This is a genomic window from Rhodoferax ferrireducens, from assembly GCF_049302455.1.
Taxonomy (GTDB): domain Bacteria; phylum Pseudomonadota; class Gammaproteobacteria; order Burkholderiales; family Burkholderiaceae_C; genus Rhodoferax; species Rhodoferax ferrireducens_B.
Genome location: NZ_JBAQMD010000032.1, coordinates 53,409 through 67,819, shown reverse-complemented (window position 1 = coordinate 67,819; position 14,411 = coordinate 53,409). Strand labels below are relative to the sequence as shown.

General features: G+C 57.4%; 13 protein-coding genes and 1 tRNA gene. 5 read left to right on the top strand and 9 right to left on the bottom strand.

The window, feature by feature from the left end; translation table 11 throughout:
* Positions 1 to 30: 30 nt before the first annotated feature.
* The 3 genes from grpE to WA157_RS05790 form a co-directional block, all read right to left on the bottom strand.
* Entirely contained in the window at positions 31 to 594 is a 564-nt protein-coding gene (gene grpE, locus WA157_RS05800) for a nucleotide exchange factor GrpE (RefSeq protein WP_422620064.1), read from the bottom strand.
* Positions 595 to 753: 159 nt separating this feature from the next.
* Positions 754 to 1,107 (bottom strand): FKBP-type peptidyl-prolyl cis-trans isomerase, encoded by a 354-nt coding sequence (locus WA157_RS05795; protein ID WP_422620063.1) that lies wholly within the window; start codon positions 1,105 to 1,107, stop codon positions 754 to 756.
* A 95-nt stretch (positions 1,108 to 1,202) separates the two neighbouring features.
* The gene (locus WA157_RS05790; protein ID WP_011464265.1) at positions 1,203 to 1,514 is read right to left on the bottom strand and encodes a winged helix-turn-helix transcriptional regulator; all 312 of its coding nucleotides are present in this window, start codon (positions 1,512 to 1,514) and stop codon (positions 1,203 to 1,205) included.
* A 276-nt stretch (positions 1,515 to 1,790) separates the two neighbouring features.
* Between WA157_RS05790 and WA157_RS05785 the strand changes: the two genes are divergently transcribed.
* From WA157_RS05785 to rimO, 3 genes are all read left to right on the top strand, one after another.
* A complete protein-coding gene (locus WA157_RS05785) occupies positions 1,791 to 2,078 on the top strand; it encodes a late competence development ComFB family protein (RefSeq protein ID WP_011464266.1) in 288 nt (95 codons plus the stop codon).
* Positions 2,079 to 2,362: 284 nt separating this feature from the next.
* The gene (gene phaR / locus WA157_RS05780) at positions 2,363 to 2,896 is read left to right on the top strand and encodes a polyhydroxyalkanoate synthesis repressor PhaR (RefSeq protein WP_422620062.1); all 534 of its coding nucleotides are present in this window, start codon (positions 2,363 to 2,365) and stop codon (positions 2,894 to 2,896) included.
* 34 nt (positions 2,897 to 2,930) lie between these two features.
* Positions 2,931 to 4,325, top strand: coding sequence for a 30S ribosomal protein S12 methylthiotransferase RimO (rimO, locus tag WA157_RS05775; protein ID WP_011464268.1), 1,395 nt, complete (start codon positions 2,931 to 2,933; stop codon positions 4,323 to 4,325).
* Positions 4,326 to 4,438: 113 nt separating this feature from the next.
* Here the strand turns inward: rimO and WA157_RS05770 are convergent.
* Positions 4,439 to 4,523 (bottom strand) — tRNA-Leu (locus WA157_RS05770).
* Positions 4,524 to 4,573: 50 nt separating this feature from the next.
* Here WA157_RS05770 and rnr point away from each other — a divergent pair.
* Positions 4,574 to 6,814: a ribonuclease R gene (gene rnr, locus WA157_RS05765; RefSeq protein ID WP_422620061.1), complete on the top strand. Its 2,241-nt coding sequence runs from the start codon at positions 4,574 to 4,576 to the stop codon at positions 6,812 to 6,814.
* Between the two features lie 36 nt (positions 6,815 to 6,850).
* Entirely contained in the window at positions 6,851 to 7,606 is a 756-nt protein-coding gene (locus WA157_RS05760) for an SDR family oxidoreductase (RefSeq protein WP_422620060.1), read from the top strand.
* 59 nt (positions 7,607 to 7,665) lie between these two features.
* Here WA157_RS05760 and WA157_RS05755 read toward each other — a convergent pair whose 3' ends face one another.
* From WA157_RS05755 to WA157_RS05735, 5 genes are all read right to left on the bottom strand, one after another.
* Positions 7,666 to 9,327 (bottom strand): ATP-binding protein, encoded by a 1,662-nt coding sequence (locus WA157_RS05755; RefSeq protein ID WP_422620059.1) that lies wholly within the window; start codon positions 9,325 to 9,327, stop codon positions 7,666 to 7,668.
* The gene (locus tag WA157_RS05750) at positions 9,324 to 10,619 is read right to left on the bottom strand and encodes an HD-GYP domain-containing protein (protein WP_422620058.1); all 1,296 of its coding nucleotides are present in this window, start codon (positions 10,617 to 10,619) and stop codon (positions 9,324 to 9,326) included. Before WA157_RS05750 ends, WA157_RS05755 begins: the two co-directional genes overlap by 4 nt.
* 119 nt (positions 10,620 to 10,738) lie before the next feature.
* Positions 10,739 to 12,088, bottom strand: a complete 1,350-nt coding sequence (locus WA157_RS05745) for an HD domain-containing phosphohydrolase (protein WP_422620057.1) — start codon at positions 12,086 to 12,088, stop codon at positions 10,739 to 10,741.
* Positions 12,085 to 13,554 carry an ATP-binding protein gene (locus tag WA157_RS05740; protein ID WP_422620056.1) on the bottom strand — a complete coding sequence of 490 codons (1,470 nt, stop codon included), beginning with the start codon at positions 13,552 to 13,554 and terminating at the stop codon, positions 12,085 to 12,087. Before WA157_RS05740 ends, WA157_RS05745 begins: the two co-directional genes overlap by 4 nt.
* A 12-nt stretch (positions 13,555 to 13,566) precedes the next feature.
* Positions 13,567 to 14,409, bottom strand: a complete 843-nt coding sequence (locus WA157_RS05735) for an HDOD domain-containing protein (protein WP_422620055.1) — start codon at positions 14,407 to 14,409, stop codon at positions 13,567 to 13,569.
* Positions 14,410 to 14,411: the final 2 nt, after the last annotated feature.

Sequence of the window (14,411 nt, the reverse complement as noted above, 5' to 3'; positions counted from 1 at the left end):
TTCAAGTCACGATGACCATCACGTTGCTAATTATTTTGGTGCGGCGACGGTGACCAGCGCTGGACGCAGCACGCGATCGGCGATGGCGTAACCTTTTTGCAGCACCGTGACCACGGTGTTGGCATCGAACTCCGAGGGCACCACGCTGATGGCCTGGTGCTGATGTGGATCAAATTTAGTCGTCCCAGGCTGCGGGTTGATGGGAATCACCTTGTTGCGCTCCAGCGCTGCCAGCAATTGGCGCAGGGTCGCCTGGGCACCTTCGCGAAGATGGTCAATGGTGGCGTCCTTGATGATCAGGCCCGCCTCCAGGCTGTCTGCCACGGGCAGCAGACTTTCGGCAAAAGCCTCGACCGCGAACTTGCGCGCCTTTGAGATTTCGTCTTCGGCACGGCGCCGGGCGTTGTCAGCCTCGGCCTTGGCCCGCAGATACTGGTCGGCGAGTTCAGCGCTTTTGGCTTGTAATTCAGCCAGATCGGCTTGTGCCCGCGATAAAGCGTCCGACTCATAGGCTCCCTGCGCGGCGACCATTTCTTCGGTGCTTTGATACCCGGTAGCAGGTGGTTGGGTTTGGTTTGGTTTGGATTCAGACATGCTATTGAGCTAAATTTCAAATACTAAGCCCTCGATATGGGGCCATACACAGACAATTCAAGAGCGCAAGACGTACGAGCCGAAAGCCGGCTCAGGAACAAAGCGAGCGCGCCGGATGTGCGCCGGGCCGTTGGGTAAGCCGCTTGGTGGCTCAGCAGGTCAGCCTGACAGGCCGAGCAGTTCGACGTCAAACTTCAATGTGGCATTGGGCGGAATGACACCACCGGCACCGCGCGCGCCATAACCCAGCGCCGCCGGGATGATCAGGGTGCGTGAGCCGCCTACCTGCATGCCTGCCACGCCTTCGTCCCAGCCTCGAATCACCATACCGGCGCCCAGCGAAAAGACAAATGGGTCGTTGCGATCTTTGCTGGAGTCAAACTTGGCACCTTGAACGCCGTCGTTATAAAGCCAGCCGGTGTAGTGAACCGTGACGCTTTGGCCCTTGGTCGACTGTGGGCCAGAGCCGATTATGGTGTCTTCATATTGAAGTCCAGAGGAGGTCGTTGTCATGTTGAAGTCCTTGTTTGCTATAAAAAAGATAGCTTAATACGCCCTGTTTACAAGGGCTACAGCCATTAATAAAAAGTCTCAGCAGACCGGGGTGTTCAAATGTCTTTCTTGGCAAGGGTTGCCACCCATTTGGTGGCAAATGCCGGCAGGTCGGCCAAGCGTTTGAGCAGATCCGCCCCCAAAGTCGTGACGACGTAGCCCTCATTGCCGTGGTCGACCAGTCCGGCTGCGCGCAAATTCTTGATGCGGGTGTTCAGCGTGTTGGGAGTGATAGTGCCTACGCTGTCCTGCAGCAATCGAAAAGTCTGCGCGTGACCGTCCCTCAAGGCCCACAGAACCCGAATGGCATAACGCGACTCGAGAAGTTCAAGCAGTTGACCGATTGCAGCATTTTCTTTGGAACTCATGAGACAACTCTCCTTTTGGTATTGATTGATCGACGAGCGTCTTGAACTGGCAAAAGTCGTCAGACATTTGATATCTGTAGTTTTCCGGCGCTGGCCGAAACTATAGCGCAGATTGAAGACTTGCTACATGTTTCATAGCTATCATCCGTCGCATTGCCACAGTCCTGGCAATTTTTCTCATGATTCTTCACGTTGATTTTTCTTGTCAGGGTCAAGGGGAGCTGCTAAGGTCATTTCTTTGAACGGTTGATGTCTGGCGATTTTCTGGAGGATTTCATGGTTATCAATTTTGAACAGGTTCACAACTATTACGAACGACTGGTGTTTGAGGCGGTGGCCCGGCAGTCTGCGGCGCACCCGGGTTTCACGTCCGATATGCTGGCTGATGTGGCCTGCGTCGCATTGAACCGCCTGCCTGCGCGTTATGTCCGGCACGATGTGGACATGATGTTCTACCTGACTGAACATGAACGTCATGCCATCGAACAATCCATGGCCGAAGGGCTGATTTTTGCCTTTGCTTTTGTCGCTGATCGGGTTGCCAAGCGCCAGGCGCTGGTTTGACAAGCCTGTTGGCTGATGTGGTTGACGAGTTCAAGGACGCCGGCAAGGCATTTCAAGATCGCCGGGTATTCAGAGTGTATTGGCGCCTGTTGTCTTGATAGGCGGTTAAAATGCGTCGCTTGGACTGTAATTTGATCGCTTTGAGTCCCGTTGTGGCGGCAATTATTTTTTAGTTGCACTTGGCCTCAGGGTAAACCTTGGGACGTTCGTGCTGGTGTAATCCCTAAAATGTGCTGCAGTGCAATACAGCTATTTCAGCTTCGAACTGTGCTTAAGGGAATCCCATGCAATCCAAGAAAGTCGCTGAGCCAAAAGTCACCCAGCGGATCATAAAAAAATACCCTAACCGACGCCTTTACGACACCGACACGTCGAGTTACATCACGCTGGCCCAGGTCAAACGCCTGGTGATGGACAGTGAGCCCTTTGTCGTGATCGATGTCAAAACCGGTGAAGACCTGACGCGCAGCATCCTTCTTCAAATCATTCTGGAAGAAGAGTCCAATGACTCTCCCATGTTCACCGCGCCGGTGCTGGCCAGTGTGATCCGTTTCTATGGCCATGCCATGCAGGGTTTCATGGGCGGCTACCTGGAAAAAAACATGCAGCAATTGATGGATGTTCAGGCCAAATTTGCAGAACAAAGCAAAGGTCTGTCACCGGAAATGTGGACCCAGTTCATGGCGTTGCAGTCCCCCGTGCTGCAGAGCATGCTGGGCGGCAAACTGGAACAATCCAAAAACCTGTTCGAGCAAATGCAGGAACAGATGCAAAAACAGACCGGTCAGATGCTCGGGGCGTTTGGCATCAAACGCTGATCGTGACGCAAATGCTGGAACAATTTATTTATTTATGAGCGAAGTTATTACAAAAAGCAATACAGCACCCAAAGTCGGTTTCGTCAGCTTGGGTTGCGCCAAGGCGCTGACAGATTCCGAACTGATCCTCACGCAATTGAGCGCCGAGGGTTATCAAACCTCCAAGACATTTCAGGGTGCCGATCTGGTGATCGTCAACACTTGTGGTTTTATCGATGATGCGGTCAAAGAGAGCCTGGACACCATCGGTGAAGCGCTGGCCGAAAACGGCAAGGTGATCGTCACCGGTTGTTTGGGCGCCAAAACCGCCGAGGGTGGCGGCAACCTGGTGCGGCAAATGCACCCGAGCGTGCTGGCCGTGACCGGCCCGCAGGCAACGCAGGAGGTGATGGATGCGGTGCATGCCAACTTGCCCAAGCCGCACGACCCGTTTATTGATCTGGTGCCCAATGCTTTCGGTGTGGCGGGCATCAAGCTCACGCCCCGGCACTACGCCTACATCAAGATCAGCGAAGGCTGCAACCACCGCTGTACTTTTTGCATCATTCCGTCCATGCGCGGCGATCTGGTGTCGCGCCCGATTGGTGACGTGCTCAAGGAAGCGCGCGCCCTGTTTGAAGGCGGTGTGAAGGAGTTGCTGGTGATCAGCCAGGACACGTCAGCGTATGGCGTGGATGTCAAATACCGCACCGGTTTCTGGGATGGCAAACCTACCAAGACCCGCCTGCTGGAACTCGCCGCAGCACTGGGCGACATGGCCGAGCCTTATGGTGCCTGGGTGCGTTTGCACTATGTTTACCCGTACCCGAGTGTCGATGACTTGTTGCCTTTGATGGCCGCCGGCAAAGTGTTGCCCTACCTGGATGTGCCTCTGCAACACAGTCACCCGGAGGTGCTCAAGCGCATGAAACGCCCGGCCAGCGGCGAGAAAAACCTGGAGCGCATCCAGCGCTGGCGTGAAGTCTGTCCCGATATTGTGGTGCGCAGCACGTTCATCGCAGGATTTCCGGGCGAGACGGAAGAAGAGTTTTCACATTTGCTCGATTTCATGCGGGAGGCTCAAATTGACCGTGCCGGTTGTTTTGCCTACAGCCCGGTGCAGGGCGCTGTCGCCAATGACATTGGCGGTATGTTGCCGATTGAATTGCGCGAAGAGCGGCGCGCACGCTTCATGGCGGTCGCCGAGGCAGTCTCAAGCGCCAAGCTGCAACAGCGCATCGGTGCCACGATGCAAGTGTTGGTTGATTCGGCGCCTGGTTTGGGTAAAAAGGGCGGCCTCGGCCGCTCCTATGCCGATGCGCCTGAGATTGATGGCGTGGTGAAACTGCTGCCGCCGGAAAAAATCAGCAAGACTTTACGGGTTGGTGAATTCACCAAAGCGCGCATTGTCGGTGCACAGGGACACGATCTTGTGGCTCAGCCGTTTTAAGATTCAAGCCTTGGAATATTTCAGGACAAGCCAGGAGCCGATGCAAGTGCAGTGGTTCCTGGCCAAAAAAAAACCAGAAATCTTGCTAGAAGATCTCTGGTTTTCATTAACATTGGTGCCCGGAAGAGGACTCGAACCTCCACACCTTTCGGCACACGGACCTGAACCGTGCGCGTCTACCAATTCCGCCATCCGGGCATTTCAGGAAAGAGGATTATTGTATCAAAAATATTAGCCAAACCAGCGGCTTGCTGGACGAAGTTGAAGGAACTGTGCTGGGTCACCGTGATGGACATGGGTTTGTGACCCGTGATGACGGTCAACCGGACATCTATTTGCCCCCCAACGAGATGCGTGCCGTGCTGCACAAGGACCGGGTCAAGGTGCGCATTGTGCGCAGTGATCGCAAAGGTCGCCCCGAAGGCCGCGTGCTTGAGATCATCGAAAGAACAAGTCAAACCATCATCGGGCGCTTGTTGCAGGAAAGTGGCATCTGGATTGTGGTGCCGGAAGACAAATGCTACGGGCAGGATGTCTTAATTCCCAAATCGGCGACCGGCCTGGCCAAACCGGGTCAGGTCGTGGTCGTTGAGTTGACCGAGCCACCGTCCCTGTACGGTCAGCCGGTTGGGCGCATCAAGGAAATACTCGGCGAGGTCGACGACCCCGGCATGGAGATTGAAATTGCGGTGCGCAAATACAGTGTGCCGCATGAGTTTTCAGAGGCCTGCACTGCATTGGCGCGCACCTTGCCTGACCACGTGCGTCCGCAAGACAAGAAGCACCGGGTCGATCTGACCGACGTGCCCTTGGTCACGATCGACGGCGAGGATGCCCGTGATTTTGACGATGCGGTGTATTGCGAACCAGTGAAGATTGGCAAGGGCAAGACGGCGGAGCAGGGCTGGCGTTTGCTGGTGGCCATTGCCGACGTGAGCCATTATGTGGAAAACGGCTCGGCCATTGATATCGACGCCTATGAACGCGCCACCAGCGTGTATTTTCCGCGCCGCGTGATCCCGATGCTGCCGGAGAAACTCTCCAACGGTCTGTGTTCGCTCAACCCTGAAGTCGAACGCCTGTGCATGGTGTGTGACATGATGATCAGCGCGGACGGGGAGGTCTCGGCTTACCAGTTTTACCCGGCTGTGATGTGGAGCCATGCTCGCTTTACCTACACCGAGGTGGCTGCAATTTTGGCCAATACGCATGGCCCCGAAGCCCTCAAGCGCAAAGAGCGGGTGGGTGATTTGATCAACCTGCACGATGTCTTTCAGGCCCTGCTGAAGGCGCGTGCACGCCGCGGCGCGGTTGATTTTGAAACCGTTGAGACGCAGATCGTGTGTGATGAGAGTGGGCGAATCGAGAAAATCATTCCGCGCACACGCAATGATGCGCACAAAATTGTCGAAGAGGCCATGTTGGCGGCCAACGTCTGCAGCGCGGACTTTATTGCCCAGAGCAAGCATGCAGGGTTGTTTCGGGTGCATGAAGGCCCGACACCCGAGAAAAAAGAGATTCTGCGCAACTACCTCAAAGTTACCGGCGTGGGGCATTCCATCAGTGACAATCCCTCGCCGGGCGAGTTTCAGACCATTGCCAACGCCACCAAAGACCGGCCCGACGCCCAGCAGATTCACTCCATGCTGCTGCGTTCCATGCAGCAGGCGATTTACACGCCCGTGAATGAGGGCCATTTTGGCCTGGCGTTTGAAGCCTACACCCATTTCACCAGTCCGATTCGGCGCTACCCGGATCTGCTGGTGCACCGGGTCATCAAGGCGATTCTGGCCGGAACCAAATACCATTTGCCAGTGTTGCCGCTGCCGGGCGAGGCTCACGCCAAGCTCTCACGGCGACTCGAAAAGGGCTTGGCCGCGCGCGTCGCCGAGCCGGGGCAGAAGCCCAAAAAATTGAGCGTGGAAACGCAGGCTTGGCAAGCTGCGGGCATGCATTGCAGCGCCAATGAACGTCGCGCCGACGAGGCCAGCCGCGATGTCGAAGCCTGGCTCAAGTGCAAGTACATGCGCGAGCATTTGGGTGAGGAGTACGGGGGTGTTGTCAGCTCCGTGACCAGCTTCGGTATTTTTGTCACGCTGGACGCCATGTATGTCGAGGGCCTGGTGCATATCACGGAGCTCGGTGGCGATTATTTCAAGTTTGATGAGATGCGCCAGGAGTTGCGCGGTGAGCGCACTGGTATGCGCTACGCGATTGGCACCCGGCTTCAGGTGCAGGTGAGCCGGGTGGACCTGGATGGGCGACGCATTGATTTCCGGCTGATTCACGAGGGGGAGGCACTGGCTGCGCGGGGCGGCAAAGACAAAGAGTTGCCGCGCGCCGCTGGCAGCCGTGATGCTCCCGCTGGCGGGTCTGCCAACGCAGCGGGCAAGCGCCGGGCACGAAAAACTTCGGAACCCGATGTGCGCGCGCCAAAATCCGCCAGCAAGAGCAAGGAAGCAGGACGCAAGCCACGTCGACGCTCCTGATTTGAGGCCACTAATTTTTTTACGCAAGCAACAAATATGAGTTCAACTTCAAAAGTCGCCATCGTCACCGGCGCTGGCAGTGGCATAGGCAAGGCGGCTGCGCTGGCGCTGCTTGCGCACGGCTACCGGGTGGTGCTGGCCGGTCGACGCCCCGAGCCACTGGCCGAGGTGATCGCCTTGGGTGCGGCGCCCGAGCGAGCGCTGGCCGTGCCCACCGATGTGTCTGACGCTGATTCTGTCAAGGCATTGTTTGATGCCACGGTGAGTGCATTTGGGCGCGTCGATGTGCTGTTCAACAATGCGGGTGTCGGCGCGCCCGGTATTGCGCTGGAAGACCTGACGCTGGTGCAGTGGAAGAACGTGGTGGACATCAACCTGACCGGTATGTTCCTGTGCATCCAGCAGGCGTTTCGGGTCATGAAGGCGCAGACCCCGTCTGGTGGGCGCATCATTAACAATGGTTCGATTTCTGCCACCACCCCGCGCCCCAATTCGATTGCCTACACGGCGACCAAACACGCTGTCACGGGCCTGACCAAGGCGGCTTCGCTCGATGGCCGCAAGTACGATATTGCCGTTGGACAGATTGATGTCGGCAACGCTGCGACCGAAATGGCCCAGCGTATGGCAACCGGCATCTTGCAGGCCAATGGCGATGTTGCCATCGAGCCGTTAATGGATGTCAACATCGTCGGCCAATCGGTGCTGTACATGGCCAATTTACCGCTGGAAGCGAACGTGATGTTCCATACCGTGATGGCAACCAAGATGCCGTTTGCCGGGCGTGGCTAGATTTTATATAAGAAATCTGGCTGTAGCCAGCATGTAGACTGCGTATGCAGCTACTATTTTTATAGCGTCTTGGTTTTCTTTGGCAGGATCACCCTGAACACCGTCCCCTGTCCCAATTCGCTCTTGACTTCAATGCGCCCGTCGTGTTTTTTGACAATACCGTAAGCCAGTGAAAGGCCCAGCCCAGTGCCTTGGCCGACCGGTTTGGTCGTGAAAAACGGTTCAAAAATCCGGGATAGATGCTCCGGTTTGATGCCGCGGCCGCTGTCTTGCACTTCCACCCACACACAGGTGTCGTCGTGCCCGGTGCGAACGGCAATGGTGCCACGTCCTTCAATGGCGTGCGAGGCGTTGATCAACAGGTTCATGAACACCTGGTTAAGCTGAAAAGCAAAACACTCGACCTGCGGAATACCTGCAAACTCCTTGATCACCTCGGCCTTGTACTTGAGCTCGTTCCAGACCACGCGCAAGGTGCTCTCCAGCCCGGCCTCCAGGTCGGCCCACTGGCGCTCTGATTCATCCACATGAGAAAAATCTTTCAAGTCCTGCACGATGCGCGTGACGCGCTTGAGCCCGTCCAGCGACTCGACCAGCAAGTTGGTGACATCTTCGCGCAGGAACGCGACATCGATGTCCGCCTTGACCTGGTTTATCTCTTGTATCGCTGCCCCGGGGAGGGCGCCCTCAGCCTTCTCGTAGACCGACAGCAGCCTGAGCATGTCGGTGACATAGCGCTGCAAGGAGCCCAGATTGGAGTTGACAAACCCGACCGGATTGTTGATTTCATGCGCGACGCCGGCCGCCAGTTGGCCGATGGACGCCATGCGCTCCGATTGCAGCAGCTGGTTTTGCGCCTCTTCCAGTCGCTTGATCAAAATGGCCTGGCGCTCCTTTTCTTGCTGCAGCGTCTCATTGACGGTATTCAAGTCGGCTGTTCTGGATCCCACTCTTTGTTCCAGCAGGTCGCGCGATTCACGCAATGCGGCTTCGGCCAGCGTGCGCTGGGTGATGTCCTGAAAACCAAACACGCGGCCAATAATCTGCTCACCCAGATACTGCGGCCGCGAACTGACCTCGAACACGCGGCCGTCCTGGTGATGCAGCAGGTCTTCGGTCTCGCGTTTGTCCACGATCGCACCCAGTCGAGCGTGAAGCAGCTCGGACTCGATGACACGCCCGGCCACAAAACCCAGAATACGCCCATCGTCATGCGAGTCGAGCAGATCGTCAGAAATCTCCCACATCTTGCCAAACAGGCGGTTCATGCTCTCGATCCGGCCTTGCCAGCCAATGACCAGGATGCCATTGCCAGTGGACTCCAGCGTGGCTCGCAACTGCGACAAGGTTTGTGCCAGCGCGTCCTCCGCCTTGCGCTCATTGCGGGTCTGCACGGCCTGCACCAGCAGCAGAGGCGCCCCTTCATGGTCAAGCAACCGAATTGACTTGTTGACCGTCAACAGCTCTCCCTGCGCGCAGCGATACTGCCCCTCCTGATTCTGTACTTCAAGATACTGGCCAGTTCGAACGTCGTCCCAATAGAACACATCCTGTAGCGCACTCTCAATCTCGGTGATCGCCAAGCCCTGCAACTGCGCCAGCGAGTAGCCCAGCGTTTTGACCACCGACGCGTTGGCCATCATGATCTGCAGCGTTGCCGGGTTGACCAACAGCGACATCTCGGGGCTGTTGTCAAGCATCAGTCTGGCCAGCGTATTCATGGCGTGCCCGCCTGTGGCCGTGCAGAGGACGCATCAAAGTAGTAGCTGACCCGTTTGCGCGGGCTCAAGTAGTTGTACACCTCTTGCGGCACTTGGGCCGGCCGGATGGCTTTCGCAATGTTGACCTCGGTCTCACGCTCCATGTCAAGCAAAATCGCGTCATCCTTGGCGACCTCGGGGTCATACACCACCAATGTGGGCTTCATGGGGCGTGCCGTGTTGACGGTGACCACCATGCCAATGGCGCCGTTGGACAGCTGCACGATCGTACCGGGCGGATACACCCCCAGACAGCGAATGAAGACCTGCAGCAGCTTGGGGTCGAACTTGCTGCGCAACTTGGCAAACATGAGGGACAGTGCTTCGTGCGGTGTCAGTGCATCGGCAATGGCAGACGGGTTGCACAACTCATCGTAATAGTTGGCAATGGCCACGATGCGCGACAGCAGGCTGACCGATTCGCCTTTGAGTTTGGCCGGATAGCCGGTGCCGTCAAACAGCTCGTGATGCTCCCGGATAATGGCCAGCGTTGCAGGGCTCAGATGCAGGCGCTGCCCCATCTCGACTCCAAACTGGCAGTGCATCTCATAGAAGCTACGCTCTGCCTGCGTCAGTGCTTCGGTTTTGTGCAAGATCTTGTCGGGCACTTCCTTGCGTCCGATGTCGTGCAGCAGCGCACCGACGCCGAGCACGCTCACGACCTCAACCGGCAGTTTGATGTCGCGGGCCATCATGATCGACAGCATGGTGACGTTGAGCGAATGCAAGTACAGCTCTTCGCCCCCCATCTTGTCGCCCATCACATGAATCGCCAGTTCCGGGGCACTGAGAATCGAATCGGTGATCTGGCCAATCAGCAGGGTGGCCTGCTGCACGGTTTCAAGCGGGCGGCTGTACAGGTTTTTCTCGATGTTGCGGATGGTCTTGGCGGTGTTGACAAAGGCATTCTCGATGCGCTCGGTCGCCTGCCTTCGCAGCCGCATCTGCGCCATCATGGCCTGCTTGGCCAGCATGATCTGAGACAGCTCCGGCGCCATGCCGGCAGCCGCAGCCGCGTTGAGTATGGGAGTGAGCGGTGCGACCACCTGGGGCGGGGGACTGCCCTCGCTCAGTTCCTGGCTGAAGCGCACAGTCTTCAGACCTAGGCTGCGGATCAGCGTGATTTGTTCCTCGGACTTGATCTTGAAATGACCAAACGCGAATGGATGCTCAAACCACTTCAAGTCGAGATGGACGTACAGCCCCACACGAAGCTGGTCCACGGAGATATCGCGGTTGGCCGTGGCGTTCAAACCAGGCTCCTGATCGCTTTGTCATAACCCAAGCCACGGGAAGAAACCAGGCGCCGGCGGGCCGACTCGAAAATCTGACGCCTGTTTGTGTACCGGATGTTCATTGGGAAAATTGCCATTCAGGTTGCGCTGTCCACGCGAATGTGGGCGATCAGTTCCATGCCGCCTGACTTTTCAAAAGTGATGATCTTGCCGATCATGCGTTGATCGAGCACATGCTCTGCCGACAGCATCAACAAGCCGCTCGGCGTGATGAGATCGCGCGCCAGCACCATGCCTGCTTTCAGGTCACACGCGTTGACCGTCATTTCAGCAAAGTTCTCCTTGCCCGCGGCTTGCCGTGCCGCACCGCTGAGCACTTCCAGAAAGGCGCTCACCACCTGCGGGTCATAGCGCTGCCCGCTGCTGTGGATGATCAGGATTTTGGCTTCTTCCGGTTTCAAACGGCTGTGTGTCAGCGTGCCGATTTGCATGTTGTCGTAGTCACTGGCCAGCGACAAAATCCGGGTTCCGATGGGGATGTTGGGCCCGGCGAGCTGGGCTGGGAAGCCGCTGCCATCAAAGCGTTCAAATTGTGCCGTGATGATGTCAGAGGCAGCGCGCAATTCGGCCAGCGGCAGCAGCAACTGCTCGGCTTGCACCGTGTGCTTGCGGTAGGCGTCCAACTGCTCTGGTTTCATCATCGCCACCGGCGTGTTCAGCAGTTCGTCGGCAAAGCCGACCTTGCCAATCTCGTGCAGCAGGCCAGCGACAAATATATCCTGCACCAGCTTGCTGTCGAGTTCGAGTTTGCTGGCCATGCGCCGCGCCAGATCGGCCACACGACGCGAGTGCCCGGCCAAATTGCCGCCGCGCATTTCCATCAGGGTGGAAAATACCTTGATCGAGGTGACGAAGCTGCTTTTCAGTCGCTCATTGGCGTCTTGCAGTGACTCGTTGGCAATCCTGAGTTCAGTCGTGCGCGCTTCTACCTTGGCTTCCAGACTCGCGTTGAGGGCTTTGAGTTCTTCGTTCTGGCGCTTGGTCAGCGCTTCCAGGCGCTTCTTCTCATGCTCCAGTGCCTGGCGCTCCAGCGCCTGGCGCACGATCAGCACGATGTCGTTGTCGTCCCACGGTTTGGTGATGTAGCGGTAAATTTCTCCCCGGTTGACAGCGTCAATGATGGCGTTGATGTCGGAGTGACCGGTCAGCAACAGGCGTACCGTGTCGGGCCAGCGCACGCGCACTTGTGCCAAAAATTGGGCGCCATCCATCTCTGGCATGCGCATGTCGGAGATGACCAGGTCAACGGTCTGCGTCTCCAGCAGCGCCAGGGCGGCCTGGCCCCCTTCGGCGGACAGTACCCGCCAGCCTTTGCCGCGAAACAGCCGTTTGAGCGCCGACAAAATATTGGGCTCGTCGTCCACACACAAAATGGTGGGCAGCCGCGCTGCACTGGCGCCGGAAGCCGTGATGCTGATGTCTGTCATGTTGCGCTGGCTCCATTGGCTGCCGGCGTGGCGGGCTGCCTGAGTGGCAGTGTGACGTGAAAGGTGCTGCCTTTGCCGATTTCAGATTGAACGTCGATGCTGCCGTGATGCTTTTGTACGATGCCATACGACAGCGACAAGCCCAGGCCGGTACCTTTGCCGACCGCCTTGGTGGTGTAGAACGGATCAAAGATGCGCGGCAAGACGTCCTTCGGGATGCCGCTTCCGTTATCAATCACCTCCAGCCAGACCTTGTCATCGGCCACACCGGTGCGCACGGTGATCCTGCCGCGCTCAGCGCCCATGGCTTGCGCCGCATTAAGCACCAGATTCATCACCACCTGGTTGATCTGTGAGGGCATGCATTGCACCTCGGGCAGGTCGCAATAGTCTTTGACCAAGTCGGCCCTGTACTTGATTTCGTTGTTGATCACATTGAGCGTCGAGTCAATACCCTGGTTCAGGTTGGCAAATTGCCAATCGGGGTTGGTGTCAACGTGCGAGAAATCTTTCAGGTCTTGCACGATCTTGCGCACCCGCACAATGCCTTCTTTTGATTCACGCATGAGGACCGGAATATCTTCTTTCAGAAAAGCCAGCTCTATTTCTTCGCGCTTGGCCTGGAGCGCTTGCAGGGTTTGTGGTGCATAGCACGCGACTTCGGCCTTTTCATAGGCGTCCAGCATGCCAAACAGTTGTGTCAGGTAGTTTTCCAGCGTGCCAAAGTTGGAAAAGATATAGCCAATCGGGTTATTGATTTCGTGCGCAATGCCAGCGGCCAATTGGCCAATGGAGGCCAGCTTTTCAGACTGAATCAAATGTTCCTTGACGGCTGACAGCTTGACATTGAGGGCGTTGAGTTCGTCATTGCGGTCCAGCAACTCGCGTTCCGCGGTTTCGCGACGTTTGACATCGTCACGCAGGGTGCGATTGACCTCGGCCAACTGCGCGGTGCGCTGCTCGACCATCTGTTCGACTTCAAGCTGCGCCTTCATCAACGCGGCTTCCGCCACTTTTCGCTCGGTAATGTCCTGCAGGGTTTCAATTGCGCCCACCAGTTCACCCTGCTGGTTTCGAATCGGCGCCGCGGTGAAAAACAACCATCGCCCGGCGGCGCCCAAGCTGGAAAAAAATGCCTCGGCCTCGTAGGCATCGACGACTGCCAGTGAGCCGCGATAGCTACTCTGGTAGAGATCGTCGACGGCCTTTTGCATGACGCCATCGACGATCATGTCGGCCATCATGGGCCGGTCATGGCCATGAAATACACGACCAATGCCCTTGCGCCCGACCACCTGGTCCGCGGTGACCCCCAAGGTCATGGCGCAGGCGTGATTGAAGTGGGTGACCACATGGTTCAAGTCGATCACGAAGGCCGGCACCGGACTGGCATTGAAGAAAATGGCTTGATCGACGTCGGCAAGACCTTGAGCTGCCGTCGCATTGGCCCGGACTGGACTGTTCATAAGCTTGAGTCCTCAGCCGTTCAAAAGCAGACTGGTGGTGTCGAACTGTTGTTCGACGCTCGCAAACACCTGCAGCAGGGTCGCTTCATCCAGACCCAGTTGTTGCCACAGACCCGACGGCACAGGCGCAACCAGGTCGTCGGCGTCCATCGACAAGTCCAGCGCATGGGCAATGGCGTCAGCGGCCATCACCACCAGCGAGAGCGGCTGCATGCCAAGGCTGCTGGGCGCATGGTGCTCGGCCAGCGCTTGTTGCATGGTCAGCGGGAACTGCCAGAGCTGCGTCAGCGCATGGCCCACCTGCGCGTGGTCAAGGCCCAGCACGGCGTGTTCGGCATCCAGCAGATGGCAATCCCGCTCGGCCCGGTACGTCATGGTGGCCTGGTACTGTGGCTGAAACTGCGTGACCAACACCAGGCGCCCAATGTCGTGCAGCAGGCCTGCGGTGTAGGCCTGGTCCGGGTTGAGATGGAGGTGGGGCGCCAGTTCCCGGGCGCACACGGCAGCCCCAATGGCGTGGCGCCAGAACGGGGTGAAATCGAAGCTGTTGCCAGGGTTGGCGAAGAAGTTGCCAATCAGGGCGGCTGTGGCGGCCAGGCTGCGCACCGTTCTGAAACCCAGGATGGCAATGGCTTCCTGGATGGTGGTGACTTGGCGCGCCATGCCATAAAAGGATGAATTGGCAAGGCGCAAGGTCTTGGCCGACAAGGCCTGGTCCTTTGTGATCTTTTCCGCCAGTGCCTCAATGTTGGCGTCGTCCTGGCCCATGCACGCCAACAACTCCATCACCACCATTGGCAGCGAGGGCAGGTTGTGGATTCTTCCCAGCACGTCGTCCATCACGATGTGGTTCATGG